Source organism: Arthrobacter sp. TMN-50, assembly GCF_054511125.1.
The window spans coordinates 33,411-60,070 of record NZ_JBTNDG010000001.1 but is presented as its reverse complement, the minus strand read 5'-3'; the positions used below and the strand labels follow the sequence as shown (position 1 = coordinate 60,070).

At 65.4% G+C, this 26,660-nt stretch carries 26 protein-coding genes; 17 read left to right on the top strand and 9 right to left on the bottom strand.

Going from position 1 to position 26,660, the window contains the following annotated elements; genetic code table 11:
- Positions 1-13: 13 nt before the first annotated feature.
- On the top strand, positions 14-1,792 hold the full coding sequence (locus ACX80A_RS00295) for a DEAD/DEAH box helicase (RefSeq protein WP_459258336.1): 1,779 nt from the start codon (positions 14-16) through the stop codon (positions 1,790-1,792).
- Between the two features lie 189 nt (positions 1,793-1,981).
- Here the strand turns inward: ACX80A_RS00295 and ACX80A_RS00290 are convergent, their stop codons facing one another.
- Complete coding sequence (locus ACX80A_RS00290) at positions 1,982-2,605, bottom strand: isochorismatase family protein (RefSeq protein WP_459257671.1); 624 nt, start codon at positions 2,603-2,605, stop codon at positions 1,982-1,984.
- Positions 2,602-3,951 carry a nicotinate phosphoribosyltransferase gene (locus ACX80A_RS00285; protein WP_459257670.1) on the bottom strand — a complete coding sequence of 450 codons (1,350 nt, stop codon included), beginning with the start codon at positions 3,949-3,951 and terminating at the stop codon, positions 2,602-2,604. The genes ACX80A_RS00290 and ACX80A_RS00285 overlap by 4 nt, the downstream gene beginning before the upstream one ends.
- A gap of 68 nt (positions 3,952-4,019) precedes the next feature.
- On the opposite strand from ACX80A_RS00285, the gene clpS reads away from it, so the two are divergent.
- From clpS to ACX80A_RS00245, 8 genes are all read left to right on the top strand, one after another.
- Positions 4,020-4,328, top strand: a complete 309-nt coding sequence (clpS, locus tag ACX80A_RS00280; RefSeq protein WP_459257669.1) for an ATP-dependent Clp protease adapter ClpS — start codon at positions 4,020-4,022, stop codon at positions 4,326-4,328.
- Positions 4,329-4,371: 43 nt separating this feature from the next.
- Entirely contained in the window at positions 4,372-4,932 is a 561-nt protein-coding gene (locus ACX80A_RS00275; protein WP_459257668.1) for a DUF2017 domain-containing protein, read from the top strand.
- A 91-nt stretch (positions 4,933-5,023) separates the two neighbouring features.
- Positions 5,024-5,959, top strand: a complete 936-nt coding sequence (gene murI / locus ACX80A_RS00270; RefSeq protein ID WP_459257666.1) for a glutamate racemase — start codon at positions 5,024-5,026, stop codon at positions 5,957-5,959.
- Complete coding sequence (locus ACX80A_RS00265; RefSeq protein WP_459257665.1) at positions 5,956-6,759, top strand: MBL fold metallo-hydrolase; 804 nt, start codon at positions 5,956-5,958, stop codon at positions 6,757-6,759. Before murI ends, ACX80A_RS00265 begins: the two co-directional genes overlap by 4 nt.
- A 101-nt stretch (positions 6,760-6,860) precedes the next feature.
- Positions 6,861-7,634 (top strand): ribonuclease PH, encoded by a 774-nt coding sequence (rph, locus tag ACX80A_RS00260; protein ID WP_459257664.1) that lies wholly within the window; start codon positions 6,861-6,863, stop codon positions 7,632-7,634.
- Positions 7,627-8,271, top strand: a complete 645-nt coding sequence (gene rdgB, locus ACX80A_RS00255; protein WP_459257663.1) for an RdgB/HAM1 family non-canonical purine NTP pyrophosphatase — start codon at positions 7,627-7,629, stop codon at positions 8,269-8,271. Before rph ends, rdgB begins: the two co-directional genes overlap by 8 nt.
- A 90-nt stretch (positions 8,272-8,361) precedes the next feature.
- Entirely contained in the window at positions 8,362-9,045 is a 684-nt protein-coding gene (locus ACX80A_RS00250) for a DedA family protein (protein WP_459257661.1), read from the top strand.
- Positions 9,032-9,682 (top strand): GNAT family N-acetyltransferase, encoded by a 651-nt coding sequence (locus ACX80A_RS00245; protein ID WP_459257660.1) that lies wholly within the window; start codon positions 9,032-9,034, stop codon positions 9,680-9,682. The genes ACX80A_RS00250 and ACX80A_RS00245 overlap by 14 nt, the downstream gene beginning before the upstream one ends.
- 374 nt (positions 9,683-10,056) lie before the next feature.
- Here ACX80A_RS00245 and ACX80A_RS00240 read toward each other — a convergent pair whose 3' ends face one another.
- The gene (locus ACX80A_RS00240) at positions 10,057-10,650 is read right to left on the bottom strand and encodes an HAD family hydrolase (RefSeq protein WP_459257659.1); all 594 of its coding nucleotides are present in this window, start codon (positions 10,648-10,650) and stop codon (positions 10,057-10,059) included.
- Between the two features lie 89 nt (positions 10,651-10,739).
- On the opposite strand from ACX80A_RS00240, the gene ACX80A_RS00235 reads away from it, so the two are divergent.
- Positions 10,740-11,732, top strand: a complete 993-nt coding sequence (locus ACX80A_RS00235) for a 3'-5' exonuclease (RefSeq protein ID WP_459257658.1) — start codon at positions 10,740-10,742, stop codon at positions 11,730-11,732.
- Positions 11,733-11,743: 11 nt separating this feature from the next.
- Here ACX80A_RS00235 and ACX80A_RS00230 read toward each other — a convergent pair whose 3' ends face one another.
- Entirely contained in the window at positions 11,744-12,655 is a 912-nt protein-coding gene (locus tag ACX80A_RS00230; RefSeq protein ID WP_459257657.1) for an SDR family NAD(P)-dependent oxidoreductase, read from the bottom strand.
- A gap of 55 nt (positions 12,656-12,710) precedes the next feature.
- Positions 12,711-13,763 (bottom strand): ADP-ribosylglycohydrolase family protein, encoded by a 1,053-nt coding sequence (locus tag ACX80A_RS00225; RefSeq protein ID WP_459257656.1) that lies wholly within the window; start codon positions 13,761-13,763, stop codon positions 12,711-12,713.
- 101 nt (positions 13,764-13,864) lie between these two features.
- On the opposite strand from ACX80A_RS00225, the gene ACX80A_RS00220 reads away from it, so the two are divergent.
- The 4 genes from ACX80A_RS00220 (at position 13,865) to ACX80A_RS00205 (ending at position 20,691) form a co-directional block, all read left to right on the top strand.
- A complete protein-coding gene (locus tag ACX80A_RS00220; RefSeq protein ID WP_459257654.1) occupies positions 13,865-14,932 on the top strand; it encodes an MIP/aquaporin family protein in 1,068 nt (355 codons plus the stop codon).
- A 75-nt stretch (positions 14,933-15,007) separates the two neighbouring features.
- Positions 15,008-16,174 carry an exonuclease SbcCD subunit D gene (locus tag ACX80A_RS00215; RefSeq protein WP_459257653.1) on the top strand — a complete coding sequence of 389 codons (1,167 nt, stop codon included), beginning with the start codon at positions 15,008-15,010 and terminating at the stop codon, positions 16,172-16,174.
- The gene (locus ACX80A_RS00210; RefSeq protein WP_459257652.1) at positions 16,171-19,338 is read left to right on the top strand and encodes an AAA family ATPase; all 3,168 of its coding nucleotides are present in this window, start codon (positions 16,171-16,173) and stop codon (positions 19,336-19,338) included. The genes ACX80A_RS00215 and ACX80A_RS00210 overlap by 4 nt, the downstream gene beginning before the upstream one ends.
- Before the next feature lie 78 nt (positions 19,339-19,416).
- The gene (locus tag ACX80A_RS00205) at positions 19,417-20,691 is read left to right on the top strand and encodes an MFS transporter (RefSeq protein WP_459257651.1); all 1,275 of its coding nucleotides are present in this window, start codon (positions 19,417-19,419) and stop codon (positions 20,689-20,691) included.
- A gap of 15 nt (positions 20,692-20,706) precedes the next feature.
- On the opposite strand, the gene ACX80A_RS00200 is transcribed toward ACX80A_RS00205, so the two are convergent.
- Positions 20,707-21,426, bottom strand: coding sequence for an IclR family transcriptional regulator (locus tag ACX80A_RS00200; RefSeq protein ID WP_459257650.1), 720 nt, complete (start codon positions 21,424-21,426; stop codon positions 20,707-20,709).
- A 183-nt stretch (positions 21,427-21,609) separates the two neighbouring features.
- Here ACX80A_RS00200 and ACX80A_RS00195 point away from each other — a divergent pair, with 183 nt between their 5' ends.
- Together ACX80A_RS00195 and ACX80A_RS00190 are read left to right on the top strand one after the other, a co-directional pair.
- Entirely contained in the window at positions 21,610-22,941 is a 1,332-nt protein-coding gene (locus ACX80A_RS00195; RefSeq protein ID WP_459257649.1) for an MFS transporter, read from the top strand.
- 93 nt (positions 22,942-23,034) lie between these two features.
- Complete coding sequence (locus tag ACX80A_RS00190; RefSeq protein WP_459257648.1) at positions 23,035-23,919, top strand: DNA-formamidopyrimidine glycosylase family protein; 885 nt, start codon at positions 23,035-23,037, stop codon at positions 23,917-23,919.
- Positions 23,920-23,942: 23 nt separating this feature from the next.
- Here ACX80A_RS00190 and ACX80A_RS00185 read toward each other — a convergent pair whose 3' ends face one another.
- Complete coding sequence (locus ACX80A_RS00185; RefSeq protein ID WP_459257647.1) at positions 23,943-24,398, bottom strand: PGPGW domain-containing protein; 456 nt, start codon at positions 24,396-24,398, stop codon at positions 23,943-23,945.
- A gap of 139 nt (positions 24,399-24,537) precedes the next feature.
- Here ACX80A_RS00185 and ACX80A_RS00180 point away from each other — a divergent pair, with 139 nt between their 5' ends.
- Entirely contained in the window at positions 24,538-24,693 is a 156-nt protein-coding gene (locus ACX80A_RS00180; RefSeq protein WP_459257646.1) for a hypothetical protein, read from the top strand.
- Between the two features lie 55 nt (positions 24,694-24,748).
- Here ACX80A_RS00180 and ACX80A_RS00175 read toward each other — a convergent pair whose 3' ends face one another.
- Positions 24,749-25,723: a serine/threonine-protein kinase gene (locus ACX80A_RS00175; RefSeq protein ID WP_459257645.1), complete on the bottom strand. Its 975-nt coding sequence runs from the start codon at positions 25,721-25,723 to the stop codon at positions 24,749-24,751.
- 127 nt (positions 25,724-25,850) lie between these two features.
- Positions 25,851-26,651, bottom strand: a complete 801-nt coding sequence (locus ACX80A_RS00170) for an alpha/beta fold hydrolase (protein ID WP_459257643.1) — start codon at positions 26,649-26,651, stop codon at positions 25,851-25,853.
- Positions 26,652-26,660 lie beyond the last annotated feature (9 nt).

The following is a 26,660-nucleotide window of genomic DNA, read 5'->3' as shown; positions in this document are numbered from 1 at the left end:
CGTGAGTAATAACATGCTCTTCGGCGTCGCCCCGGCCACCGGTGCGTCCCTACCGCCCGCCTACCCTGAACGGGCAGCGTGGGGCACCGCGCCCAAGCTCCGCCAGTGGCAGGAGCAGGCGCTCGCCAAATATTTCAGCACCGGCCCCCAGGATTTCCTCGCAGTGGCCACCCCAGGTGCAGGCAAAACCACCTTCGCGCTGCGCGTTGCCACCGAACTGGTGGAACGAGGCACCATCAACCGGATTACCATCGTCGCCCCCACCGACCACCTCAAGCGGCAGTGGGCCGACGCGGCGGCGCGGATTGGCCTGGCCATCGACCCCAACTTCCGGAACGCCGATGGGCGTCACGGTCAGGGCTTCATCGGTGTGGCGGTCACCTACGCCCAGGTGGCCAGCAAGCCGATGCTGCACCGTGCCAAGACCGAGGCGGCCAGGACCCTCGTGATTCTCGACGAAATCCACCACGGTGGTGACGCCCTGTCCTGGGGCGACGGTATCCGGGAGGCCTTCGAGCCGGCTACCCGGCGGCTGGCGCTCACTGGTACCCCGTTCCGTTCGGATACGGCCGCCATTCCCTTCGTCGAGTATGCCGCCGACGCTGACGGGATTCGGCGCTCCAAGTCCGATTACACCTACGGCTATGGCGAAGCGCTGCGGGACCACGTGGTGCGCCCGGTCATCTTCATGGCCTATTCGGGCCAGATGCGGTGGCGGACCAGCGCCGGAGAGGAAATGGCGGCGTCGCTCGGCGAGTCGGCTGTCACCAAGGACATCACGGCCCACGCGTGGCGCACGGCGCTGAACCCCACGGGTGAGTGGATTCCCGCCGTCCTCGCGGCGGCGGACAAACGGCTCTCCGAGGTGCGGCGCACGGTTGCTGACGCCGGCGGCATGGTGATCGCCACCGATCACGACGACGCCAGGGCCTACGCCGGTCTGCTCAAGAAGATCACCGGGGAATCACCGACGGTGATTCTCTCGGACGATGCCAAGGCTTCCGAGAAGATCGAGGGCTACTCGGCAGGCGAAAAGCGCTGGCTGGTGGCCGTGCGCATGGTCTCCGAAGGAGTTGACGTGCCCCGACTCGCCGTCGGCGTCTACGCGACGTCGACGGCAACACCTCTCTTTTTCGCCCAGGCGGTGGGACGCTTTGTGCGTGCCCGACGCCGAGGTGAGACAGCGTCGGTGTTCCTTCCGTCGGTGCCCACCCTGATGATCCTGGCCAACCAACTGGAGCTGGAGCGGGACCATGCTTTGGACCGCCCGGTAACCGACGAGGACGGATTTGCGCCCGAGGAAGCCCTGATGGAGGAGGCCAACCGGTCCGAGAAGGCCTCCGATGAACTGACCAAGCAGAAGTTCGAGGCGCTCGAATCCCAGGCGTCCTTCGACCGGGTGTTGTTCGACGGCGGCGAATTCGGTACCGGCGGAGAAATGGGCAGCGAGGATGAACAGGATTTCCTGGGCATCCCTGGACTGCTCGACGCCGATCAGGTGGGGGTCCTGCTCCGGCAACGCCAGCAGGAACAGCAGACGAGGCGTGGACGCAAGGGCGCCGCGGCTCCCGCGCCGGAACCCCTGGTGATTGACCACCGGATGCTGACCGAACTGCGCGGTGAGCTGGCGAAGAACGTGTCGGCGTGGTCGGCCCGATCCGGGATGCCGCACGGCGTCGTGCACACCGAGCTGCGGAAGGCCTGCGGCGGCCCTGCCGTGGCTCAGGCCAACGAGCACCAGCTCGAACGACGGCTGAAGAAGCTGCAGGACTGGTTTATCGGCAGGAAATAGTCTGCCGGTGCCCTACCAGGAGAGGTGAGGACGCGCCCGCGGTCGGTCGCCGTCGGGCCTGCCATTTCGGTGAGCAACTCCGACCCGCCGGGCCGCCCTGGACATCCGTGAGGGAAATCTTGACCCCCGATGTCTTATTCCCTCACCGATCCGTTTGTGCAGGTTGCCGGCGGCAGCGCAGGCTAGGCCCTAGTCGACGAGCTCCACTCCGGCTTCCTCGAGTTCTTCAAGCGCGGTCTCGCTGCTGTCGGGATGCACTCCACGGGTGAAGCGGACCAGCACCGAGGTGGTGTACCCGGCGGCGACGGCGTCCAGCGCTGTTGCCCGCACGCAGAAATCGGTTGCCAGGCCAACCACTGCCACCTCATCGACCTCCCGCTCCCGCAGCCAGTCATCAAGCGTCACCGGCTCCTCGTCTGTCCGGTCATCGCTGGAGCCGAGCTTCTGCTCCCCGGTCGGGACCTCGTCTTCAGGGGCCAGGACTCCTTCAAAGCCTGAGTAGGCCGCCTCGAACTGACCCTTGCGGAAGACTGCCTCGATGTTCTCGGTATCGAGCTCCGGGTGAAATGCTGCTCCACGACTATCCGCGACGCAGTGCACCGGCCAGGAGCGCAGATAGTCGGGGGACTCGGAAAAATGTGTTCCTGGATCGATATGCCAGTCCTGGGTGGCGACGATGTGGTCAAACTCGCCGCCTTCCTCGTCAATGAAATCGCTGAGGAGCGCTGCGACGTCCGCACCGCCGTCGACGGCCAGCGACCCACCCTCACAAAAATCGTTCTGGACGTCGACAATAATCAGGGCTCGGGTCATGATTGCTCCTCGTATTCGGTGGGGATGGCAGGCTCGCCGCGCTGCAGCCGCATCACTGAGCCAGGCAACTCGGCCATTGACGCGCGATGGTGGTCCACTGCCCGCCGCACACCGTCGGCTCCGGTCCAGCCCGGCAGAATGTCGCCGTCGCTGACGAACTGCTGCAGGAGGGGACGGTCGTTGCCGTCGTCGAGCGGGACCCGCCCAATGCCCACCACCTCAGTGGTAGCGGTGCCCGCGTCATCGAGGCGGCGGAGCGCGTACTTCCGGCCGCCACGTGAGGCCTTGTTCAGCGCCGCTTTCGCCACCGAGACGAACTCGCCGTCGTCGTCGGTCCGACTGACCAGCTTGTAGACCAGGCCCGCGGTGGGAGCACCCGACCCCGTCACCAGGGAGGTGCCGACGCCGTAGGAATCCACGGGGGCGGAGGCGAGGGATCCGATCGCGAACTCGTCAAGATCGGAGGTGACCACAATCCGGGTGTTGTGGTTGCCCAGATCGTCAAGCAACTGCCGTACCCAGCGGGCCTGCGCCACTAGATCGCCCGAGTCCAGCCGCACCGCACCCAGCGCGGGGCCGGCCACGTCGACAGCGGTCCGGACGCCGCGTTCGACGTCGTACGTGTCAACCAGCAGCGAGGTGCCGGCGCCCAGGGTGGCCACCTGCGCGGCGAAGGCCTCCCGTTCGGAGTCATGCAGCAGGGTGAAGGAGTGTGCGGCCGTGCCGACGGTCCTGACGCCGTAGCGCCGGCCGGCTTCAAGATTGGAGGTGCTGGCGAAGCCGCCGATGACCGCGGCACGCGCGGCAGCCACCGCCGCCTCCTCCTGGGTGCGCCGCGACCCCATCTCAATGCAGGGGCGGCTCCCCGCTGCCCCCGTCATCCGTGAGGCGGCGGATGCGATCGCGCTGTCGTGGTTGAGGACTGAGAGCACCAGAGTCTCCAGGATGCACGCCTCGGCGAAGGTGCCCTCGACGATCAGGATGGGGGAGTGCGGAAAGTACGCCTCGCCCTCGGCGTAGCCCCAAATGTTTCCGCCAAAGCGGAAATTGGCCAGCCAGTCGAGGGTTAGGCTGTCCACCACCCCGGCCGCCGATAGATGGTCCAGTTGCTCGGTGCCGAACCGGAAGTTTTCGAGGCTTTCCAGGAGCCTGCCGGTGCCGGCCACTACCCCGTACCGGCGGCCCTCAGGGAGCCGCCGGGCAAACGCCTCGAAGACCGACTTCCGGTGGGCCGCCCCGGAGTGCAGGGCCGCCTGCAGCATGGTCAGCTCATAGTGGTCCGTATATAGGGCAGTGCTAGCCCGGGTGCTGGTGACCTGGGCGGAGTTGGTGGCGCTCACAGTCAAAACTCTAACCCCTCCCGGCGCCGAGACACCCGGACTATTCGGTCCGGGCCCCGTCCTACAATGGAGTTATGACAGTTGGCACCGCTCCGGACACCAAACGGCTCGAGGAAACGGACGCCGACCAGCTCACGATCAGCGACATCCCCTGGGTGGTGATCGTCTGGAATGACCCGGTGAACCTGATGAGTTACGTCAGTTACGTATTCCAGACCTACTTCGGATACAGCGAGTCCAAGGCGAACAAACTCATGATGGAAGTCCATCAGGCCGGCAAGTCGGTGGTCGCAGGCGGCAGCAGGGAAGAGGCCGAGCGGGACACCCTGGCCATGCATTCCTACGGACTGTGGGCCACATTCCAGAAATCCGATGCGCCATGAGGAAGTTTTAGTCCGTTCGACACTGTTTGTTAGGGAGAATTTTTTGGCCAAGGCATTCAAGGCAACCCGCCGCGGGATCATCGGGACGCTGGACCCGGCGGAGCGTCAGTTGCTCCGCAAATTGTTCGAGGACATCATCGAGCTCCTCGAGCCCGCCGAGCCCGCGAATGCTGATCCCCTCGCCGCCATGGTGGGCGTGGACAGCGTGGCGGTGACACCGTCGGACAGCGCGCTCAGACGGCTGCTGCCGGACGCGGTCCGCGACGACGACGACGAAGCCCTGGAGTTCCGCCGCCTGACCGAGCGGTCGCTGCGCGAGGACAAAATTGGGACGCTGCGCGGCAGTGCATTGCTGGTGGAGTCCAGCCCACTGACACTCACTGCCGAGCAGGCCCGGATGCTGGCGCGCGCCCTGAACGACGTCCGACTGGTGCTCGCCGACCGCCTGAAAATCGAGTCCGATGAGGACGCCGCCCGCCTGCATGACATTGACGACGTCGCTGACGCCGACGACGTCGAGACCTACCTCGCGCTGGTATACAACTTCACGAGCTGGCTGCAGGAGTCGTTGGTCCAGGCCATGTTCGGGCTCAAGGACAAGTGATCCTCCCGGCAGCGCCAACTCGGCACTGTGACCAATTCCACTGACGTTGGGTTCGTCTAATGTCGGGTGCACGTCTTATGGTCGGTAGATCATGACCTCCGTCCCGGCTGATCTTTCATCGCTGAAGCGAACCGAGGCTCCGATCGGTATTTTCGATTCGGGCGTTGGTGGGCTGACGGTTGCGCGCGCCGTAATCGACCAGCTTCCGCAGGAGTCAATCCTCTACGTCGGCGACACCGCCCACGGGCCCTACGGCCCGCTGCCGATCGCCAAGGTCCGCGCCCACGCGTTGGGCGTAATGGACGAGCTGGTGGATTCGGGAGTGAAACTCCTGGTCATCGCCTGCAACTCGGCCTCGGCAGCCGTGCTCCGCGATGCCCGCGAACGCTACACTGCCCGCTACGGCATTCCCGTGATCGAGGTAATCCAGCCGGCCGTCCGGCGTGCGGTCGCCTCGACCCGCAGCGGAAAAATCGGCGTCATTGGCACCTCGGCCACCGTGGGCTCACGGGCCTATGAGGACACCTTCGCCGCCGCTCCCCATCTCTCCATCACCTCGGCTGCCTGTCCCGAGTTCGTCGAGTTCGTCGAAGCGGGCATCACCTCCGGGCCGGAGCTGCTCTCAACGGCCCAGCGCTACCTGGAGCCGCTCAAACACGCCGGCGTCGACACGCTGGTCCTGGGCTGCACCCACTATCCGCTGCTGACGGGAGCCATCTCCTACGTGATGGGCGACGCCGTCACCCTGGTATCCAGTGCCGAGGAAACCGCCAAGGACGTGTATCGCGCCCTGATCTCCCATGATCTGGTGCGGGTCGAAGGCACGGCACCGAAGCATCACTTCATTGCGACAGGTGATGCCCAGCGGTTCGGCGAACTGGCCCGCCGGTTCCTCGGGCCGGAGGTACTCAGCGTGGAGCACGTCGACCACGTCGCCGCCCAGTACCCCACGGGAAGCATGGGCCGGATTACCCCCGAGATGATCGCCGCCGCCCGTGCCGATGCGGTGGGGAACCCCCAGGCATGAAGCTGACCATCGTGGGCTGTAGTGGGTCCTTTCCCGGCCCCCAGTCGCCGGCGTCGTGCTATCTGGTCACCGCCACAGTGACCGACGGCGAGAGCATCCGCACCTGGCGGATCCTGCTGGATCTTGGCAACGGTGCACTGGGTGCACTGCAGCGCTACATGGATCTTCGTGACATCGACGCGGTGTTCCTTAGCCACCTCCACCCCGACCACTGCATGGACCTCTGCGGACTGCACGTGGCAGTGCACTGGGATCCCAACGGTTGGAACCGGCCACGCATCCCGGTGTGGGGGCCAGAGGCTACCGCCGACCGGATGGCTACCGCCTACGGACTGGAGCTCGACCCCGGCATGCATGAGGACTTCGACTTCAAGGTCTGGGAACCACTCGCCTCGGTGACCCTCGGGCCGTTCACCATCACCCCGTACCCCGTCCTGCATCCCGTCGAGGAAGCGTACGCGCTGCGGGTCGAGGTGGCCGGCGAAAATCCTGGCGACCCGCCCCGAGTGCTGACCTACTCGGGCGACACCGATGCCTGCGACGGCCTGATCGAAGCCGCAGCCGGGTCCAACGTCTTCCTGTGTGAGGCGGCATTTCACGAGGGCCGCGACGACGCCATCGAGGGCGTCCACCTCACCGGCCGGCGGGCCGGACAGGTGGCGGCAGCAGCGGCGTCGGACCGATTGTTGCTGACCCACATCCCGGTGTGGAATGACGCCAATCGCACCGTCGAGGAAGCCAGGACCAGTTACCGCGGGGACCTCGCCGTCGCCGTTGCTGGCGTCTCGTACGAGATCTAGGTATCTAGGGCCACAAAAGTGGCGGAGCCGCACGCGAGCGGTTGCCCCACAGCGTGGCTGCGCCTCAGCCACTTTTCCGGCCGGCCCGTAGACTTGACCCCATGAATCCCGTAGACACTTCCTCGCCCGGCGCTGCCATCCTCCGCGCGGATGGCCGGACCCCCGATCAGCTCCGAAACATCAGCATCACTCGAGGCTGGTCCACCCAGGCCGAGGGATCGGCCCTCATCGAGTTCGGCAATACCCGCGTCCTCTGCACCGCCTCCCTCACCCAGGGCGTACCCCGCTGGCTCAAGGGCGAAGGCAAAGGCTGGGTGACCGCCGAGTACGCCATGCTCCCGCGAGCCACCAACACCCGGTCTGACCGTGAATCGGTCAAGGGCAAAATCGGTGGCCGCACCCATGAGATCTCCCGTCTGATTGGGCGGTCCCTGCGGTCCATCATCGACACCAAGGCGTTGGGTGAAACCACCATCGTGCTGGACTGCGACGTCCTGCAGGCCGACGGCGGCACCCGGACCGCAGCGATCACCGGCGCCTATGTGGCGCTCGCCGAAGCGATCCGCTATGCGAAGGACAATAAGCTCATTGCCGCGTCGGCGCGTCCCCTGATCGACACGGTGGCTGCAGTCAGCGTGGGAATCATTGACGGCGTGCCCATGCTGGATCTGCCCTACGTCGAGGATGTGCGGGCCGAGACTGACATGAACGTCGTCGTCACCGGCAGCGGCAAGTTTGTCGAGGTGCAGGGAACGGCTGAGGGTGCGCCGTTCGACCGGGATGAGCTCGACGCGCTCCTGGATCTCGCCCTGCTCGGCACGTCGCAGCTGACTCAGATCCAGCTCGACATACTCGGCGAGGGTGCCGGTGTCTGACACGGCCGCGCCACATCACCCACCCCAGGCGCGGCTGGTTCTCGCCACCCGCAATCCCGGCAAGCTCCGGGAGCTGCGGGAATTGTTGCGCGGCAAGGTACCCGGGCTCGACGTGGATACCCAGGTGATTGACGCGGAGACCGCCGGCGCGCCCGACGTCGTCGAAAGTGGCACCACGTTTGAAGCCAACTCGCTGCTCAAGGCCCGGGAGGTGGCTGCGGCCACCGGGCTGGTGGCGGTCGCCGACGATTCGGGTCTCGCCGTCGACGTGCTGGGCGGGGCGCCGGGGATCTTCTCGGCGCGGTGGTCCGGACGCCACGGCGACGACGGTGCCAACCTGCAGCTCCTTCTGGCGCAGCTGGCCGATATTCCGGCTGCCCAGCGCGGTGCATCGTTCGTCTGCGCGGCAGCCCTTGCGCTGCCGGATGGTACGGCGCAGGCGACGTCCGGGGAACTCAAAGGAACGCTGCTCACCGAACCCCGTGGGACTGGCGGGTTCGGGTATGACCCCATTCTGCAGCCCAGGGGGGAGCACCGGAGCTGCGCCGAACTGACGGCGGAGGAAAAGAATTCCATCAGTCATCGGGCACAGGCCTTCGCGGCACTGCTGCCGCACCTCATCGACACGCTGCGCTGAGCGGGTGCCGAGGTGCGTTGGGCTGCCGAGGTGCGCTGAGCGGGTGCGGTGAGGAAATATTCAGATTGGTAAGGCAAACTTGATGGGGATATGACTACTTCAATGCGCGCCGCTCTCACCACTCCCGCCGGGGGCGGGTCCCTGATCGAAACGATTTCCGACTGGGCCGTCTCCATGATGGAAACGATCGGGGCTCCGGGTGCGGGCTTGGCGATTGCCCTGGAGAACCTGTTTCCACCGCTCCCCAGCGAGGTTATTCTGCCGCTGGCAGGCTTCACCGCTAGCCGGGGCAACTTCACCTTGTTCGAAGCGATCTTCTGGACCACTGCAGGTTCAGTCGTCGGCGCGCTGGCCCTGTACCTCCTGGGAGCCTGGCTGGGCCGGGACCGGATGCGGGCGATCGTGTCCCGGGTGCCCCTGGTGGATCTTGAGGACGTCGACCACGTGGAGGACTGGTTCAACCGCCACGGGTACAAAGCGGTGTTCTTTGGCCGGATGATTCCGCTGTTCCGAAGTCTGGTGTCGATACCGGCGGGTATCGAGCGGATGCCGATTTGGAAGTTTCTTGCCCTGACCACCGCCGGAAGCCTGATCTGGAACTGCATCTTCGTGATGGCCGGTTTCTATTTGGGCGAGAATTGGCACCTGGTGGAGGCCTACGCCGATGTCTTCCAGAAAATCGTTATCGCTGCGGTCATCTTGCTGGTCGGCTACTTTGTGGTCAGCCGGGTGCTGAGAATCCGTCGCAAGCGCGCTGAGCATGACGCCCCTTGAGGACGTCTGGCCGCTCTTCGGGCTAAGGATCTCGACGCCCCGGCTCAAGTTAAACCCAGTTCGCGATGACCAGTTGCCCGGTCTTGTCGAGGCTGTGCTGGCAGGAATCCACGATCCAGCGGTGATGCCGTTCACCGTTCCCTGGACCGACGCGCCGCGCGACGGCCTCATCAGGGAGACCCTGAAACACCAGTGGAGGCAACGGTGCAGTGTGCTGCCCGATCACTGGACTCTGAACTTCGCCGTCACCTATCAGGGCAGGGTGATTGGGATGCAGGACCTGTCGGCTGAGGACCTGAGCCTCCAGCGGACTGTTCAAACCGGTTCCTGGCTCACTCGCTCGGAGCAGGGCATCGGGCTGGGCAAGGAAATGCGGGCTGCTGTCCTCATGTTTGCGTTTGACCATCTTGGCGCACAGTGGGCCGTGTCTGACGCCGCCTCGTGGAACTCCTCATCGCTGGCGGTCTCGCGAAGCCTCGGCTACACGGACAACGGTGTCAGCGTTGGCGTCTCCAGACCGGGCGAGTCCCAGGAGCTCCAGCATGTCCGGTTGAGTGCGGCCGAGTTTGTCCGGCCCGGCTGGTCGGTTGTCGTCGAAGGATTCAATGCCGCACGCTCCGCGCTGGTCGTTTCCTAGAATCTTCGCGGTTGTCCGGCAGGCTCTCGCGGGATTTGTGCAGCTGCGGTGGGTGCGCGAAATCAAATGCGCAGCAGTGGTGGGTTGGGGCGTGTCTGACCCACCACTGCTGCGCAGAAGTTCGCGACGTCGTCGGCCCGGGAGCGGGTGACCCGCCAGTGCTGCGCAGAAGTTCGCGACGTCGTCGGAGCGCAGGATTTGTGCAGCTGCGGTGGGTACGCGAAATCAAATGCGCAGCAGTGGTGGGTTGGGGCGTGTCTGACCCGCCGCTGCTGCGCAGAAGTTCGCGACGTCGTCGGGTTGGGGCGTGTCTGACCCGCCAGTGCTGCGCAGAAGTTCGCGACGTCGTCGGCCTGGGAGCGGACGACCCGCTCCTAGGGTCCGACCAGTTCCCGCTGAAGGTCGAGGCCTGGCTCATGGAGCCTGGCATCGATCCCCAGATCACGAGCGGAAGCGACATTTACCGGGGCATCATCAACGAAGGTGACCTTCCCCGGTTCCACTCCCAGGTCCCGCAGCACATGCTCGAAGATCTCGCGTTGCGGCTTCACGAGCCGAAGGTCGGAGCTGAAATACATCTTCGAAAAGTAGCCGGTCCAGGAGGCCTCTTCGAACCGCGCCACCATCGGCGCTGGCATGTTCGAAAGCAACGCCAGCCGTGCACCCTGACTGCTGAGCTCCTCCAGCACATCGAGGGTATCGAGATTGAAGTGGGACCACTGGTTGGCGTCCAGGGTATCGAGCAGGTTCGTCTGGTTAGGAGTCACCTCGCGACCGGTGACCAGCGACCAGTAATCAACCGACGTGGTGCGTCCCGCGTCGAAGTCCAGCCGGTGCCGCCAGTAGGGCGAGCCTGGATCCATGAGCCGCACACCGGTGGCATCCTCAAGGTTCAGCCAATCCTCGGGGGTGGGCGCGTGGGAGATCACCATGCCATAGTCGAACAGGTACCACTGTGTGTTTCCCATACCTCAGGGTAGGGGACTGTGGTGGGTATCTCCCGGCGCGCGGATGAACGTTGGGTAAAATTCATCCCACGCCGCGTAGCGTTGGCCGGGTGGGAATTGAGTTCACAGCAATCGACTTTGAGACAGCCAACGGGTTCCGCGGCTCGCCCTGTGCGGTGGGGCTGAGCAAGGTCCGCGACGGCAGAATTGTCGACGAGGCGCATTGGCTGATGCGCCCTCCGGCGGGCCATGACCACTTCGACTGGCGCAATGTGCGGATCCATGGCATCTCCGCGGAGATGGTGGCGGACCAGCCGCGGTTCGGGGAGCTTTTCCCGGAGATCGGAGCCTTCATCGGAGACGATGTGCTGGTCGCCCACAACGCTGCCTTCGACATGGGAGTCATCAGGTCGGGGCAGGAAGTATCCACCATTGCTGGTCCTGCGTATAACTATTACTGCACGGTAGTGCTGTCCCGGCGTAGCTACTCCCTGCCCTCGTATTCGCTGCCGTTCGTTGCCGAAGCGGCTGGCGTCCCGCTGGTCAACCACCACGATGCAATCGAGGACGCCCGGGCCTGCGCCGGGATCATGATCGATATCGCCCGCATGAACAATGCTGACTCCCTCGAGGATCTGGCGGCAATGCAGCAACTTCCGCTCTCCACCCAGGACGCCTACGTGCCGGGAATCGGAGCGGTGTCGAAAGCGACGCGCAGCGCCCTTTCCCGCGGACCTGTCCGTACGGGCCCCTCCGGCTGGCCTGAAGAGGGCCTGAATCCACTGGCGAATGGCGCGGCCGACCCGGCCAACCCGTTATATGGCCAGACCGTGGTCTTCACGGGCACGCTCGGGATGCCGCGACCACAGGCCAAGGAGCGGGCAGCGGGACTCGGAGCGCAACCGGCCAGCACGGTCACGCGCCGCACCACGGTGCTGGTGGTGGGCGATGGGTTCGTAGCATCGGACCTGCGCAATGGTCGGGTGACCGGGAAGGCGCGGCGCGTTCTGGACCTCCACGAGCGGGGCCAGCGGATCGAGGTCCTGTCCGAGGCCGAGTTCCTGCAAATGACCGAGGGCCGCTGGCCCATCGACAGTCCGTAACAGTAAAGCAGCTACAGTTCAAGCGAAACTCCGGTCAGGTCCTGCGACGCATCGATCAGCCGTGACGCAGTGTTGCGCTCGCGGGCGTGCGGTCGTGCCGGGACCGTCGCCGGGCGGCCCCGCAACTGGAACCAGCCATCCGGGCCATAGTAGGAGCCGCTGTCGAGGGAGGGATCCGCTACGGCCCGCACCAGTGGCCAGGCTCCGGTGTCTTTGCCATGCGAGATGGGTGCAAGGACGCGTCGCTGAGGAGCGGGCGGGGTCGTGCTCCGTCCGATTCCTGGCCGCCGGGGAGTGAGCATATCCAGAGCCAGCCCGGGGTGGGCCACAATGCTCTGGACCGGACTGCCCAACAGGTGGAGACGGGCGGCGAGTTCGAAGCCGAAGGTCATGACCGCCAATTTGGACGTTGCATACGCCCGCGGGTTGTTGTACTTTGCAGGCATCAGGTCGGCGGTGTTCAGCCGGACCCAGCGGTGGCTAATACTGCCCAAATGGACCACTCGTCCGCGGGCGCTGGTGAGCGCCGGGAGCAGGCCAGCGATGAGAGCAAAATGGCCGAGATAATTTGTCCCGAACTGCAGCTCGAACCCGTCGGCCGTGTACTGCCGTGTTGCTGAGCCCACCACGCCGGCATTGGCGAGCAGCGCGTCCACCGAACCGCGTGAGGACAGGACATCGATGGCCCGCCGCACCGAATCGAGCCGGGCGAGGTCAAGTTCTTGGAAGGTTACGTTGGCCGTGGGCACCCGCTGGCGGATCGTGGCAATCGCGGCGTTGGCCTTCTGCTCACTCCTCGACGCCATCACCACCGTTGCCCCGGCCGCCGCAAGTTGCTCGCAGGCGAAGTAGCCGAGGCCAGCATTTCCTCCGGTCACCACAACAGTGCGGCCGCTTAGGTCATCAGGGTTCCAGGTATCCATTACCCCAGCCTAGGCACTCGGCGGCACTGGGCACGCATTGCTGGACCGGCCGACCTCATTCGGTTGACGTGATCTCAATCAGCAGGCGAGCCATGGCACTGACGACGTCGGCACCCTCCAATTGGGCGGTCCACGCGGCTGGCAGACCCTGCACACCGTAGAGCGCGCCCAGAATGTTGCCGGTGATCGCCCCGGTGGTGTCACTGTCGCCGTCGTGATTGACAGCCAGAGCAACGGCGCCGCTGAAATGCTGGTCCCCACCAGCATCGGTCTGGCTGGCCAGCACGGCGTACACGGCGATTGCCACGGCCTCGTCGGCTGTCCAGCCGCCTCCGAGGGTAGCCGTCATCCGCTCCGGGGAGGCGTCGTCGTCGTTCGCCAGCTCAACGGCCGCGTCAAGCAACCGCGCGAGCTCGGGGACGTTGGAGGCGTGGGCGCGGGCGACGGCGGCTGCCACGGCCGCAGGCAACGACTGCCCGCCGCGCACGATGGCGTGGATCAGAACGGCGATCACCGCAGCCCCATGCAGGGCGGCAGGATGACCGTGTGTGAGGGCAGCTGCGTTCATCGCCAACCGGTCGGCCACCTCCGCTGGAATGTGCGGCACCAGGCCAAAGGGGGCAGAGCGCATCACCGTTCCCGACCCCTTGGCATCCGGGTTGATCGGGCGCGCCTGGGTTCCCATCTCACCGCTGCGCAGCGCACTCAGGCACGCAGCGCCCGGCCCGCGTCGCTGCCGGAGTATTTCCTGGCTATCAATCCAGCGAGGGGGAGGGGCGGGAGCCGACGACGGCGGCGTCTCACCCTGCGTCGCCAGCCAGCGCAGGTAGGCCAGCCACAAACACGCCGTTTCATCGGCGGCGACCCCGTCGTTGGCCCATTGGATGGCGTCCACCAGTCCGTCGACCGTGTACAGCGTGAGTTGCGTGTCATCGGAAAACTGGAGAGCAACAGACAACACGTCAGGTGAGGTGAGGCCGTGCGGGCCGTAGGCTGCGCGGATGGCCTGCAGGTCAAGCGTTTCGACGGCGTAGCCGAGCGCGTCCCCGAGAGCGCCGCCGAGCAGACAGCCATGAACACGGTCGGAAAAAGTAGGCAGGGTAGGCACCTCAACAGTCTAATGTCGGGTAGGGTTCTACTGCCCCGGCCTCCACCGATGCCCGCAACCAATGTCAGCTCACCCCAACAGCTCGAAGGATTACGTCTACCATGACGCAGACATCACTGCCTACCCACGATCTGCACGCTGAGCCGGAACATCCCGGCCGCGCCGCATCGATCAGAGAATTTTCCATTGTGGCCCGGTCCCTGGCCGAAGCGGCAGGCTCGTTCCTGCTGGTACTCGCCGGCCTGGGGGTCACCATCCTGAACACCCAGACGGGGGTGCAGCCCACCCTGGCTTTTGGGCTGGCCTTGAGTGGAGCAATAGTTGCGTTCGGCTACGTGTCGGGTGGCCACTTCAACCCCGCCGTGACGCTGGGATCGGCTGTCGCGGGCAAGACCAGGTGGGTTTCGGTGCTCCCCTACGTAGTGGCGCAGGTGGTTGGCGGCCTGGCCGCTGCCGTCTTCATCTGGCTGCTGCTGAGCGCCAACCAGCAGTTTGCCGGCAACGTGCAGGCGCTGTTCGCCGTCTCGGCCAACGGATTCGCTGACCATTCCCCCACCCAGTTCGCTTTGAGCAGCGCATTCCTGGCCGAGGTGGTTGGCACAGCGATCTTTGTTGCAGTAGTCCTGGGCGCCACCTCCCGTACCGCAACGGGTGCCCTGCGCAACGCCAGCGGCCCGTTCGCCATCGGCCTGGTCTACGCGGCACTGTTGACCTTCCTGTTGCCAATCACCAACGGATCGCTGAACCCGGCACGGTCCACCGCCGCTGCGATCTTCTCCGAGTCCTGGGCCAACGAGCAGCTCTGGCTGTTCTGGGTGGCACCAGTGCTCGGTGCCGTCATCACCGGGCTGGTCTACCGCAGCACCGATCTCCTCGGCGCACGGAAAACGGACGCCGTATCCGATGAGGCAACCCACGGATCGGCCAGCGGCGAGTCCGAGGACGTCGCGGCGCCTGGCGTAGCCGCGGCGACTGCCGCCGCGCCAGCAGCCGCCGCGGCGCCGGAAATCAGTGAGAATTCCACGCGGGACGAATCGGCTGACCGGTACCCGGCCGACCATGCCCGCACCGGCGAAACGACCGACGAGGGCCACGTGGATCGTCCTGCCGGAACCGACGATGCGCGGACGTTCTTCGACGAATCAGAGGACCGCCGCGACGAGAAATAGGCCTACTTTCGATCGAAATGCGCACCGCCGAGGACGCTGCCCAGGAATGTCGGTGGGGGCCGGTAGCTTGGAATCATGAGGCTACTGCACACATCCGATTGGCACCTGGGACGCTCGTTCCACGGTGTGGGTACCCTTCAGGCACAGCGGATCTTCATCGACCACCTCGAGAAGTCCGTCCGCGAACTTGAGGTTGACGTGGTGTTGATCGCCGGGGACGTCTACGACCGGGCGCTGCCCGGTGTGGACGTCGTCGGGCTCTTCGATGAGGCACTTGAACGCCTGACCGGCGCGGGCGCACAGGTGGTCGTGTCCAGCGGAAACCACGACTCCGCCACCCGGCTGGGTTTCGGCGGCCGCATCCTGGAACGCGGGGGAGTGCACCTGCGCACCCGCCTTGAGGACATCGGCCGGCCGGTCCTCTTCCCTCTGGACGACGACGGCGCCGAGCTCGCCGTGTATGGGCTGCCCTACCTTGAACCGCGCCTGGTAGCTGATGCGCTGGGCGCCGAGGCTCCCACGCACACGGCGGTTACTCGGGCGGCTCTCGATCGGGTCCGCGCCGATCTGGCCCGTCGCGAGTCCGCGGGAACCGTCCGGTCTCTGGTCATGGCGCACACCTTCGCCAGCGGGGGGATCACCTCGGCAAGCGAACGCGATCTCAGTGTCGGCGGCGTGGGTGCCGTCCCGCTGGATCTTTTTGAGCCGTTCGACTACGCAGCACTCGGCCACCTCCACGGCCAGCAGCGGCTGGCCCCTAACGTGCGATACTCGGGCTCGCCCCTGCCGTATTCGTTTTCCGAAGCCAACCAGGCGAAGGGTGCCTGGCTGGTGGAGATCGGCACCGAGGGGCTGGGCGAGGTGAGCGCGGTGGAATGGCCCGGGTACCGCGAACTGGCCGTGTTGAGCGGGGAGCTCGGCGAATTGCTCACCGACCCACGGCACGAATGGGCCGAAAATGCCTACTGCCACATTACGCTCGTCGACGCTGACCGGCCCGCCCAGGCGATGGAACGGTTGCGTAGCCGCTTCCCCGCCACCCTGGTGCTGGTCTTCGAACCGGCAGGTGATCGGCTGCCAGCCCAGCAGACCTACAGCCAGCGGATTGCCCAGGCCACAGATGATGTGGACGTCTGCTGTGGCTTCCTCGATCATGTGCGCTCCCGTCCAGCCAGCGAGGGTGAACGCTCGATTATCACCTCAACGCTCGAGGCGGTTCGCGCAGCTCAGGTCGAGCGGTGAGGATCCACCGTCTCGAACTGCAGGCTTTCGGCCCCTTCGCCGACCGGCAGGAGGTGGACTTCGACCGGCTGGGCGCCCACGGGTTGTTCCTCCTGAACGGTCCCACCGGAGCCGGTAAATCGAGTGTGCTTGATGCAATTTGCTACGCGTTGTACGGGTCGGTGCCGGGCGTCCGGCAGGGAGCGAAGCGGCTCCGGAGCGACCACGCACCGGAGTCCCTGGCCCCCGAGGTGACCTGCGAGTTCAGCGTGGGCGGGCGGCGGCTTGAAGTGATCCGTAACCCGCAGTGGAACCGCCCGGCGAAACGGGGAAAGGGCACCACCTCCGAACAGGCCCGCACACTGCTACGTGAACGGATCGACGGCGAGTGGGTCCAGAAATCTGCGCGCAATGATGAAGCCGGGGCGGAGATCCAGGCGCTCCTCGGGATGGATCGCGAGCAGTTCACGCGGGTCGTGATGCTGCCGCAAGGGGAATTCGCAGCCTTCCTGCGCTCCGACGCGAAGTCCCGCAGGGACCTGCTCCAACGGCTTTTCTCTACCGACCGCTTCGAACAGGTCGAGCAGGTGCTGGCCGACCGTGCCAAGACGATCGGGGCGCGGGTAGCCGACGCCGAGGCAGGGCTGGCCCATATCTTCCGGCGGGCAGTGGACGAGGTGGAACGCTATGCCCCGGCCGTTTCCGGCGACGCCGGCGCGGTGGGTTCGGGCGCGGTGGGTTCGGATACGGTGGGTTCAGATGTAGTGGGTTTAGATGTAGAGCAGCCGGAGCCAGACTTCATCGGGGTGCTGCGGGAACGTCTCTCGGCAGTCCTGTCGAATGCCGCCCGTGTCTCACTAGAGAACTCGATCGAGCACGAAGCACTCCTTGAGGCCTACCAGGAGGCATCGGCTGGGCACGCGCGGCGGGTGGCGCTGGCGCGATTCCGGGATGCCGAAAAATCCCACGTAGCGCAACGTGACGAGGCAGACATCTTCCGGACGGCAGTTGAACGTGACGGGAAAGCACGAATTCTGGAAGGTAGCCTGCGGGCCCTCGATCAGGCGGAGGAGACACTGCGCCAGGCTGAGGTCACCGCCACGGCCGCAACCCTGGCAGTTGCGGACTCCAGGGTGGCCAGCACTTTGCTACCTGACCTCGACACCGGCGCCATGGTCGGCGGTGCTGGTGGTACCCACCCCGCGGTAAGTGATGCGATCGCTGTCCTGGATGCCGCCTGTACTGCTGCAACCTCGGATCTGGGGGCCCTGCGCGCGGCGCTCCCCGAAGAGCAGCGGCTGCAGTCCCTCGACAGCAGGCTCGCTGAGTCTCTGCTGGAGCAGGAGCGGATCGACGCCGACGTCGTCGAGTGTGTTAAGGCTCGGACCGCGGTTCGTGATGAGGCCTCTGCGGCCCGCGTGAAGCACACTGAGTTGGAGCGGCAGGTGAACGACGAATCGACCGTGGGAGACCGGGTGGCCGAAGGTAAACGGCTGCTGGCAACTATCGCGGCCCTGCATGAGGCGCGCACCCGCGTGCTCCGCGAGCAGGACACGTACACGGCGACCGAACGGCGCTTCCTTGAGCTCAAAGGACTCTGGCTGGACACCCTCAGGCAACGGCTGGAGCAGGCAGCAGCCGAGCTGGCCGCCGGTCTCAGCGAGGGCAACGACTGCCCGGTGTGCGGCAGCCTGTCCCATCCCCGACCGGCGTCGGCGGATGGGGAGAGTCTGGTCACCCATGAGCAGGAAGAGGCAGCACGCCAGGAACAGGACCGCGCAGAACAGGAACTGGACAGTGTCCGCCGAGTTCGGGACGAGGCAGTGCTGGATGTTGCGAGGCTTGAAGCTCAGGGTGGCGACAGCGACGGCGCTGCCGTTCGGGCGGGTTTGAAGCGGGACACGGACCTGATGAAGGAGGCAGTGGCAGCGCGGAGGGGCCTGGAGTGCACAACAATCCGGCTGGGCGAGTTGGCCGACCGTGAGGAAGAGCTGGCAGCCTCTGAGCACGCGTCGGTGACTTCCCTGGCCGAGTTGCGCTCCTCAGCCGCCGCTCTCCAGGAACAGCGGGGGGAGCTGCTGGCGCGCCTCAGCGCGCTCCGCGGCGGATATGTCACCCTGGCCGAACGGATTGCGGAGTGGGGGGCAGCGCATCACGCGATGGTCGGGTGCCGCGACGCCATCCAGGGTTTGGTGCGTGCCAGCGAGAACCGCCGCCGGGCGTTCACCGCGCTCACCGATGCGCTTGCCGACTCAATCTTTGAAAACTCCGACGAGGTGCGGGCCGCCCTGCTGCCTGACGCTGACGTGCAGCGTGCCGAGGTGTTCCTTGCTGCCTACCAGCGGGCCGGACACCGGCTCGAAGCGGATCGGGATCTCCCGGAGATTGCCGGGGCCCTCAGGGATGAGGCCGCTCGCCTGCCCGCGGTGACTCGGGATGCGGTTGACACGGCAGCGACCGCCGAAGAGGAATCCTCAGCACGAGCCGCCGCGAGCCTTGTCGCACTCAGGATGATCGAGGCGTCGGTGCTCCAGCTTGACCGCTATGCCGGTGAGCTGGACCAGCAGGAGCAGGCGGTGTTGCCGCTGCGCCGCGAATACCATCTGGTGAGGTCGCTGTCCGACACCGCCATGGGCGGAGGAGACAATTCGTACAAAATGAGTCTCGGTACCTATGTGCTGGCTGCGCGCCTGGAGCAGGTAGCTGACGCAGCCACCGAACGCCTGCTGGCCATGTCCGATGGACGATACGCGCTGGTGCACAGCGATGCGTTGTCGGGCAACAGGAAATCGGGGCTTGGCCTGAACGTGATCGATGGGTGGACCGGGAACCGGCGGGACACCGCAACCCTTTCCGGCGGGGAGTCCTTCATGGCTGCCCTGGCGCTCGCGCTCGGTCTGGCCGACGTCGTCCAGGCCGAGTCCGGAGGAATCGAAATTGAGACCCTGTTCGTTGACGAGGGGTTCGGCAGCCTTGATGACCAGTCGTTGGAGCAGGTGATGGATGCCCTGGAGGGACTGCGCGACGGCGGGCGGATGGTGGGACTCGTCAGCCATGTTGCCGAGTTGAAGCAGCGGATCGGCGTCCAATTGCAGGTCGTGAAGGGACGGAATGGGTCTACCCTTAGCATTATCGACCAACTACCGGCCGAGGAGCAGCCAGCGGGTTGGCGGCAGACGGTGTAAATTGAGGGGTGTCACCGGGTTGGGCGCATCGGGAGGGGGGACGATGCGCGCTTAGTAGTATCCGGAAAGACCGTCATCATGACAACTCCTGCAGTAACCGGCAGCCGGTTGGGGCGCTATGGCCGCCTCCCCGCACTGGCCGGGCCCTCATTCCTCACCATCGGTTTCTTCGCCCGGCTCCCGCTGGCCATGCTGACCGTGGGCGCCCTCACCCTCCTCACCGCGGCCAGCGGATCGGTTGCCACCGGCGGGTTTGCCGCCGGAGCCGTCGGAGTGGGATCGGCCCTTGGCGCTCCCGTCCTTGGCTACCTCGCCGACCGCACCGGCCAACGACCCGTGTTGCTCATCTCGGCGGTGCTCAACACGGTAGCCATCGTCCTCGTAATTGCGGCCAGCTACACCGTCCCAGACTTCTCATCGACCTCGACAGCACTGATTCTCTCAGCAGCCTTCGGGATGGGGTTGACCTGCCCGCAGATCGGCCCACTCGCCCGGGTCCGGTGGATCTCTCTGACCCGGGGCACGCAGCCGGGGGATCTGGACACAGCCTTGTCCTATGAGAGCACAGCCGACGAACTGACCTTCGTGTTGGGCCCAGCGCTGGTCGGTCTGCTGGCGAGCCTGATCACCCCCTGGCTACCGTTGGCGCTCGCAGCCGCACTCACCATTGTCATGGTGAGTGCCTTCGCGGTTCACAGCACGGTCCAGGTAGTGGTGCCGCTGAGTCGTCAGCCGCAGCCATCGCCCCGTGGCGCGGGACCGCCGCGGCGGCGGCAGACTCGGAGCAGAAGATTATGGCTTCTGGTTCCGCTACCGGTGCTCGGTATGGTGGCCATGGGCACTTTTTTTGGCTCAACGCAGACGGCCCTCATAGCCTTCGCCGGCGAATTTGGCGCAGCGACGACTGCCGGCCTGCTCTACGCAGTAATGGGACTGAGCTCCGCAGGTGCTGCCCTGTCCGTGGCGTACTGGCCGGCGCGATTTTCGGCATCCTGGCGCTGGATCATCTCGGCGGGCGGGATGGCTCTGCTGAGCATGTTCCTTTTCCTCCCGCAGGAGGTAGCCCCGATGCTGTTCGTGCTGTTCGCTCTCGGCATCCCGGTTGGCCCCACTATGGTCACCATCTTCAGTATCGGCTCAATGGTCGCACCAAAGGAACTCATGGGGACAGTCATGACGTTGTTGGCCAGCGGCATTGTTGCGGGGACGGCAATAGGTGCGTCAGTGGCGGGAACCTTGGCCGAAGCGAACGGGTTCAGCGCCGCGTTCGTGGTGCCGGTCACCGCCGCCGGAGTGCTTCTCGTGCTGGGGTTCGTCTCGCTGGCTGTTCCACGCCAGGAATCAACTAGCTGACGGCGTCGGGGGTGGTCAGCGGAGCTGATCTTCGATTGTCCGGGCGCTGTCGATGAGCTGAGCGCCGAGCTCCGCGGGGGTGAACTGGCTACGGATGTAGACCAGCGCCACCGCGGCGGGCGGCTGGCCGGGAATCCTCACCGGCACGGCAACCGAGGACACGCCGTCGATCACCTCGTCGCGACTGACCGCGTACCCGGTGCGCTGAGCAGCCCGGGCATCGTCCCGGTAGGGCTGGCCCGGGGCGAAGCGTTCCCAGTCCTGCTCGGTAAGCGCCGACTGAATCGCAATTCCTGGCGCCCCGGCGCTCACCGAATGGCGACTGCCGGGACGCTGCGCCACGGTTGCTCCGGTGTGCCGTGGCTCCACCGCCACAAGCGTGACGCAGTCGTGCTGGTTCAAGACCGCCACGAAAGCTGTCATACCCAGGTTGTTGGCGAGTAGGGTGAGCTCGGGAAGGGCCGCAGACTGCAGGTCGCTCGACACGCCGCGCGCCAGCGTGGCGAGGCCGGGGCCCGCCTGTACCCGCCCCGCGGTGTCCCGGACCACCAGCGAGTGATCCTCGAGGGTGCGCAGGATGCGGTAGGCAATGGAACGGTGAACTCCGAGGAGTGCCGACAACTCGGCGATCGACAGCGGGGCGTTCGCTTCAGCCAGAATTTCCAGCGCAAGGATCCCCCGGGAGAGGGTTTGCGAGTGGGACGAGGGCGTTGCCGCGGTGCCGTGCACGTCCATAGTGATTGCCCTGCCTCCGATGGTTTCCCGAGTGAGTCCTCATTCGCCGGATTGCTCAACTATAGAACAACCCGGGGTCAAGGGTTTTGGACCAGCGCACTTTCACTTCACGAGGTAGTATGATCAGCGTCACAATTACCGAACGTTCTGTCAGTAAATAGTCGTCCCATTTTGGAGTACACAATGACGTCTTCTTCAACCAGTGTCGGCCGGCCTAACCAGCGGGTTACCCGCGAGGAACGCAAGGTCCTGGCCGGCACTCTGGTCGGTACCACCATCGAGTGGTACGACTTCTTCATTTTCGCCCAGCTGACCGCCACAGTATTGGCTGGCCTCTTCCTGACCCCGCTCTCTGACTCAAACCCCGGCCTGGCCCAGATCCTGTCCTTCGCGCTGATCGGCATCAGCTTTCTGTTCCGACCGCTGGGAGCCATCGTCGCCGGTCACCTTGGGGACCGGATCGGACGTAAGGCAGTCCTGGTAATGACCCTGGTCCTGATGGGCGGGGCGACGGCCTTGATCGGCCTCCTCCCCACCTATGCGCAAATCGGCATCTGGGCCCCGGTCCTGCTGATCCTGTTCCGCATCATTCAGGGCTTCTCCGCCGGTGGCGAATGGGGCGGTGCCGCGCTGATGGCTGTCGAACATGCGCCAATGCACAGGCGGGGGCTCTTCGGCGCCTTCCCGCAGATTGGCGTGCCGATCGGCATGATCCTGGCAACCAGCCTTCTCCTGGTGCTGCGGACCGTCCTCACGGACGACGAGTTTCTGGCCTGGGGTTGGAGGATCCCCTTCCTGCTGTCGGTTGTCCTGATCGTGGTGGGATACCTGATTCGCCGGTCGGTTGCCGAAAGCCCCGTGTTCAAGGAAATGGCTATGCGCAAGGCCGAGAGCAAGGCGCCCCTCCGCGACCTCTTCAGGAACCACACCAAAGAGGTCTTGCTGTCGGCCGCGATTTTCATCGGCAACAACGCGGCCGGGTACCTCCTGATCGCGTTCTTCATCTCCTACGCCACCGGGCGCCTCGAATTGCCCATCCAGCAGGTACTCCTCGCCACGGTTCTTGCCTCCTTTGGCTGGCTGATCTTCACCATGGTCGGAGGCTGGCTTTCGGACAAGATCGGCAGGGTCCGCACCTTCCAGCTCGGCTATGCGCTGGTGTTCCTCTGGATGTTACCGATGTTCATCCTGATCGACAGCGGCGACATCGTGCTCTACGGAATTGCATTGTTCATCCTGACCATCGGGCTAGGCCTGTCCTACGGGCCGATGTCGGCCATGTACGCCGAAATGTTTCCCGCGCAGGTCCGCTACTCGGGCATCTCGATCGGGTACGCCCTCGGCGCGATCCTCGGCGGCGCGTTCGCTGCAACCGTGGCGCAGGCTCTCCTCGAAGCGTATGAGTGGTCCGGCTCAGTGGCGATCTACATCATGGTGCTGTGCGTGATTTCCTTCATCGGCGTCAGCCTGGTCAAGGAAACCAGAGGTGCCCCGCTCGGCGTGTCGCACCACTAACACTCCCGCTCGCCACCCCGGGGCCGAAGGCGGCCGGAAAGTTCACCGCTGTTTTCGGCCTCTGTCGTGGTGCGGCAGTGTTAACCTGAATCCATGCCAGAGATGCCGGAGGTGCAGGGACTCGTCGATTTCCTCGGTCGAAAGCTCCTCCCGGCGGGCGGCCCGCCCGCCGTCGTCGCTGGTCTTGAAGTGGCGTCCTTCTCGGTGCTGAAGACCGCGCAGATTCCGGTGCAGTCACTGGCCGGGCTCCCGGTGATATCGGTGGATCGACGGGGCAAGTTTTTGGTGGTCGAGATCGGCGGCTTATTCCTGGTGATGCATCTGGCCCGAGCCGGGTGGCTCAGGTGGTCCGATAGCCTCAGCACCGTGGCATTGAAACCGGGTAAGGGGGCGATCGCCCTGCGGGTGAGGTTCGCCGATCAGGGGGCGGGTGCCGAGCCTGGCTTCGACCTGACCGAGGCGGGCACGAGGAAGTCACTGGCCGCCTACGTGGTGGAAAACCTCGGGGAAGTTCCTGGGATTGCCCGGCTGGGCCCTGATGCCCTTGAGATGGATCGCGACTCGTTCACCCGGTTGCTGCACTCACACGGCGGGCAACTCAAGGGCCTGTTGCGGGACCAGTCAAAGGTGGCAGGAATTGGGAACGCCTACAGCGACGAAATCCTTCACGCAGCGCAGCTGTCACCCTTCGCCCTCGCCAACAAGCTTGACGACGACGCCATCGGCACCCTGCACACCACCATGCACCAGCTGCTGAGGAACGCCATCGACGCGGCTGCGGGCCGGCCCGCAAAGGAACTCAAGGACACCAAGCGGGAAGCCTTGCGGGTGCATGCCCGCACCGGCCAGACGTGCCCCGTGTGCGGTGACACGGTGCGTGAGGTCTCATTCGCCGATTCGTCGCTGCAGTACTGTCCCACCTGTCAGACCGGCGGTAAGCCCCTGGCGGACCGTCGGACGTCCAAGTTCCTCAAGTAGGGGAAATCTCCGGGTTCGTCGCCCTAGGGGCGGACCGGCCGGGTGGGCCGGAACCGGCGGTAGCTGTATACGATGAGGGAAATAGCGATCACGCCGGACCCGATCATGGTTCCGCCGGTGACCCAGCCACCAGGCAGCCACCACCGCTCCTCCAGCGGCCACCAGCCGGGAACTGACGGTTGCAACCCCCAGATCAAGCCGATAGCCATGATGATCAGGGCGCCGAGGACGCTCAAGGTGATACGAGGCCAGGTCTGGACGCTCAGAGCGGCTGCTTGCAGGGCGCGAGCCTTGATCGGGTGCAGCAGGCGGTCCGCCCAGGCGTACCGCAAGGACAGTACGGTCAGGCCTGCAGCGAGCATCAGCAGGCCGGGGCCGGGCAGGATCATCGCGGCCAGGCCGAGCACCATCAGGCTCCACCCGCCCACCTCAATGGCGACCCGCCGTATCCACGGGTGAACACGATCCGACTTCATCATGGAATCAGCTTCCCATATTCGGCCGGCCACTCGCGTCGCCACCGCCACACCGGAGCCAGGGGGTGCCGTCGTTTCCGGTCATGGTCAGCTGACTCGTAGGATTGCAGCACGCGACAACCAGCAACCAGGAGGAACTGCCATGACTGAGCAGCCAAACCGAGAAGACATCAACGCCGATGAGAAGTCCAAGGGCCCCGACGGCACCATCCCGGAGTCCGAAGAAGGGGTAGGGGCCGGTGTCACCAAGGAGCCCACCAGTTTTGAGCCCGAGGAAGCCGCGGACGAAGACAAGTAGGTCAATCACTGGGGACCCGGAGGCCTGGGCGGTCGTGACCTTCAGCGGGATCGGCTTAGCCCAGGGTTGGGGCCTGGGTAGGCGGCGCGGGAATGTAGACGCTGCCGGTGGCGATTCCACCCGTAACAACCCCGCCGGTGACAGGCTCTGACAGGTCGGGTGTTACCTCGCGGGGGACCGGCTGACCTGTCGCCGGGTTCGGGACGTCGTCCGCGGTGACCTCCCGCAGGGCGAGGGCCACCTCATGAGCGTCAGGACGAAGCTGGGGGCTGCGCGCGGTCATGCTGGTCAGCAGCGACACCCACATGGGCCCAAGCGATTCCGGAACCTCGGGGTCGCGCAGCAGCCGGGCAACAGCCGCCTCGACCACTGCGCCGGGGAACGCCTTCTGGCCCGTCAGGCACTCCAGCAGCACCAGCCCCAATGAGTAAATGTCCGATTTATAGTCAACGGTGGTGCCGTGCGCCTGCTCAGGGCTGAGGTAGTTGGCAGTGCCGATGGTGGCGCCGGTCGCGGTGGCCGTCGTGGCGTCGACCATCCGGGCAATGCCGAAGTCGGTCAGCTTGGAGTACAGGCGGGTGTCGTGCTCGCCTGCCCGGAACAACAGGATGTTGGCTGGTTTCACGTCCCGGTGGATGACCCCCTGGGAATGTACGTAGGCCAGCGCATCGGCCAGATCGGCGCCGAGCTGGGCCACTTCGAAGGATTCAAGCCGTTTGGTCTTGAGCAGCTTCCTCAGGTCCCGGCCGTCAACGAATTCCATCACCAGGAAACTGGTGGTCCGCCCCGATCCGTCCTCGTGAAGTCCCGCATCGTGGAGGGTGACCAGCCCGGGATGATTGAGCGTGGCCAGCAGCATGGTTTCGGTGTGCTGGCGGCGGTAATCGTCATCGTCGGACGTGCTGGGATTGAACACCTTGACCGCTACATCGCGGCCCAGGTTTTGATCGGTTGCGCGGTACACGGCTGCTGCGCCGCCCGTGCCGAGGAGCTCAGCGGTTTGATACCGCTGCGCCAAAAGTTCGTTCACGGGGTCCTTACGGTGCGGATGGATGCCAGGGATCAGCTCGTAGTACTAAGTCCGCTGACTATCCCACGCTATCCTATTTCGGCGTCGCGGTTGACGCGCCACGCGCACCCCCAGGAAAGCCTGCGGGTTAGCGGTTGAGGAAGTCGAGAGCTGCCGTTTTGAAGGCCCGCGATGTTACCGCGTTGGTGTGGGTGCGGCCGGGGAGCCAGAGCGTCTCAGCCTGGCGACTGAGGGCCGCCAGCCCAGGCATGGTGGTTGCCCGGTCGTCCTGTTCTCCGGCGACCAGCAACAGCGGCATCTGCGGTACCGCCTCGGAAGGGTTGAACGGTTCACCCTTGATGGCTTCAACCATGGTCAGCAACGCGAAGACATCATGGGAGGGAACCAGGCGGGCCATCCGCAACAGGTCGGCCGTGGACGCGTCGTCGATCGGCGTGCCATCGGCCAGGTACTGCTGGGCAGCACCGAGGTCAAAGTCGGCCAGCGGGTCCTCGGAACCCGGCCCGCCCAAAACCATGCGGTGCACCAGATCGTGTTGGGTGGCACCGAACTCCCAGGCCAACCGGGAGCCGAGCGAATATCCTATGATGTCCACGCCGCTCGCAGGCTTTGACTCATCGAGGGGAATTACGTGGGCGTCCTGCAGCAGCTGCAAGAGGTCCGCGCGGATCCTGCTCGGCGCGTAGGCGTCCCGTTCCGCGGGGGACGCGCTGTTGCCGTGGCCCGGCAGGTCGACGGTGATGACCCGCCGCCCGGCGTCGGTCAGGGCCCTGACCCAGCCGGAATCGTGCCAGTTCAACTTGGCCGAGGACGCAAAGCCATGCAGCAACAACACCGGGCGGGAGGTTGACTCCTGTGCTGGACGGTGCTCCTCGACGGACAGGTGTGGGTCGATGCCCTCCACGAGGTGGTCCCGGTGGCGTCCCATATCGATCTC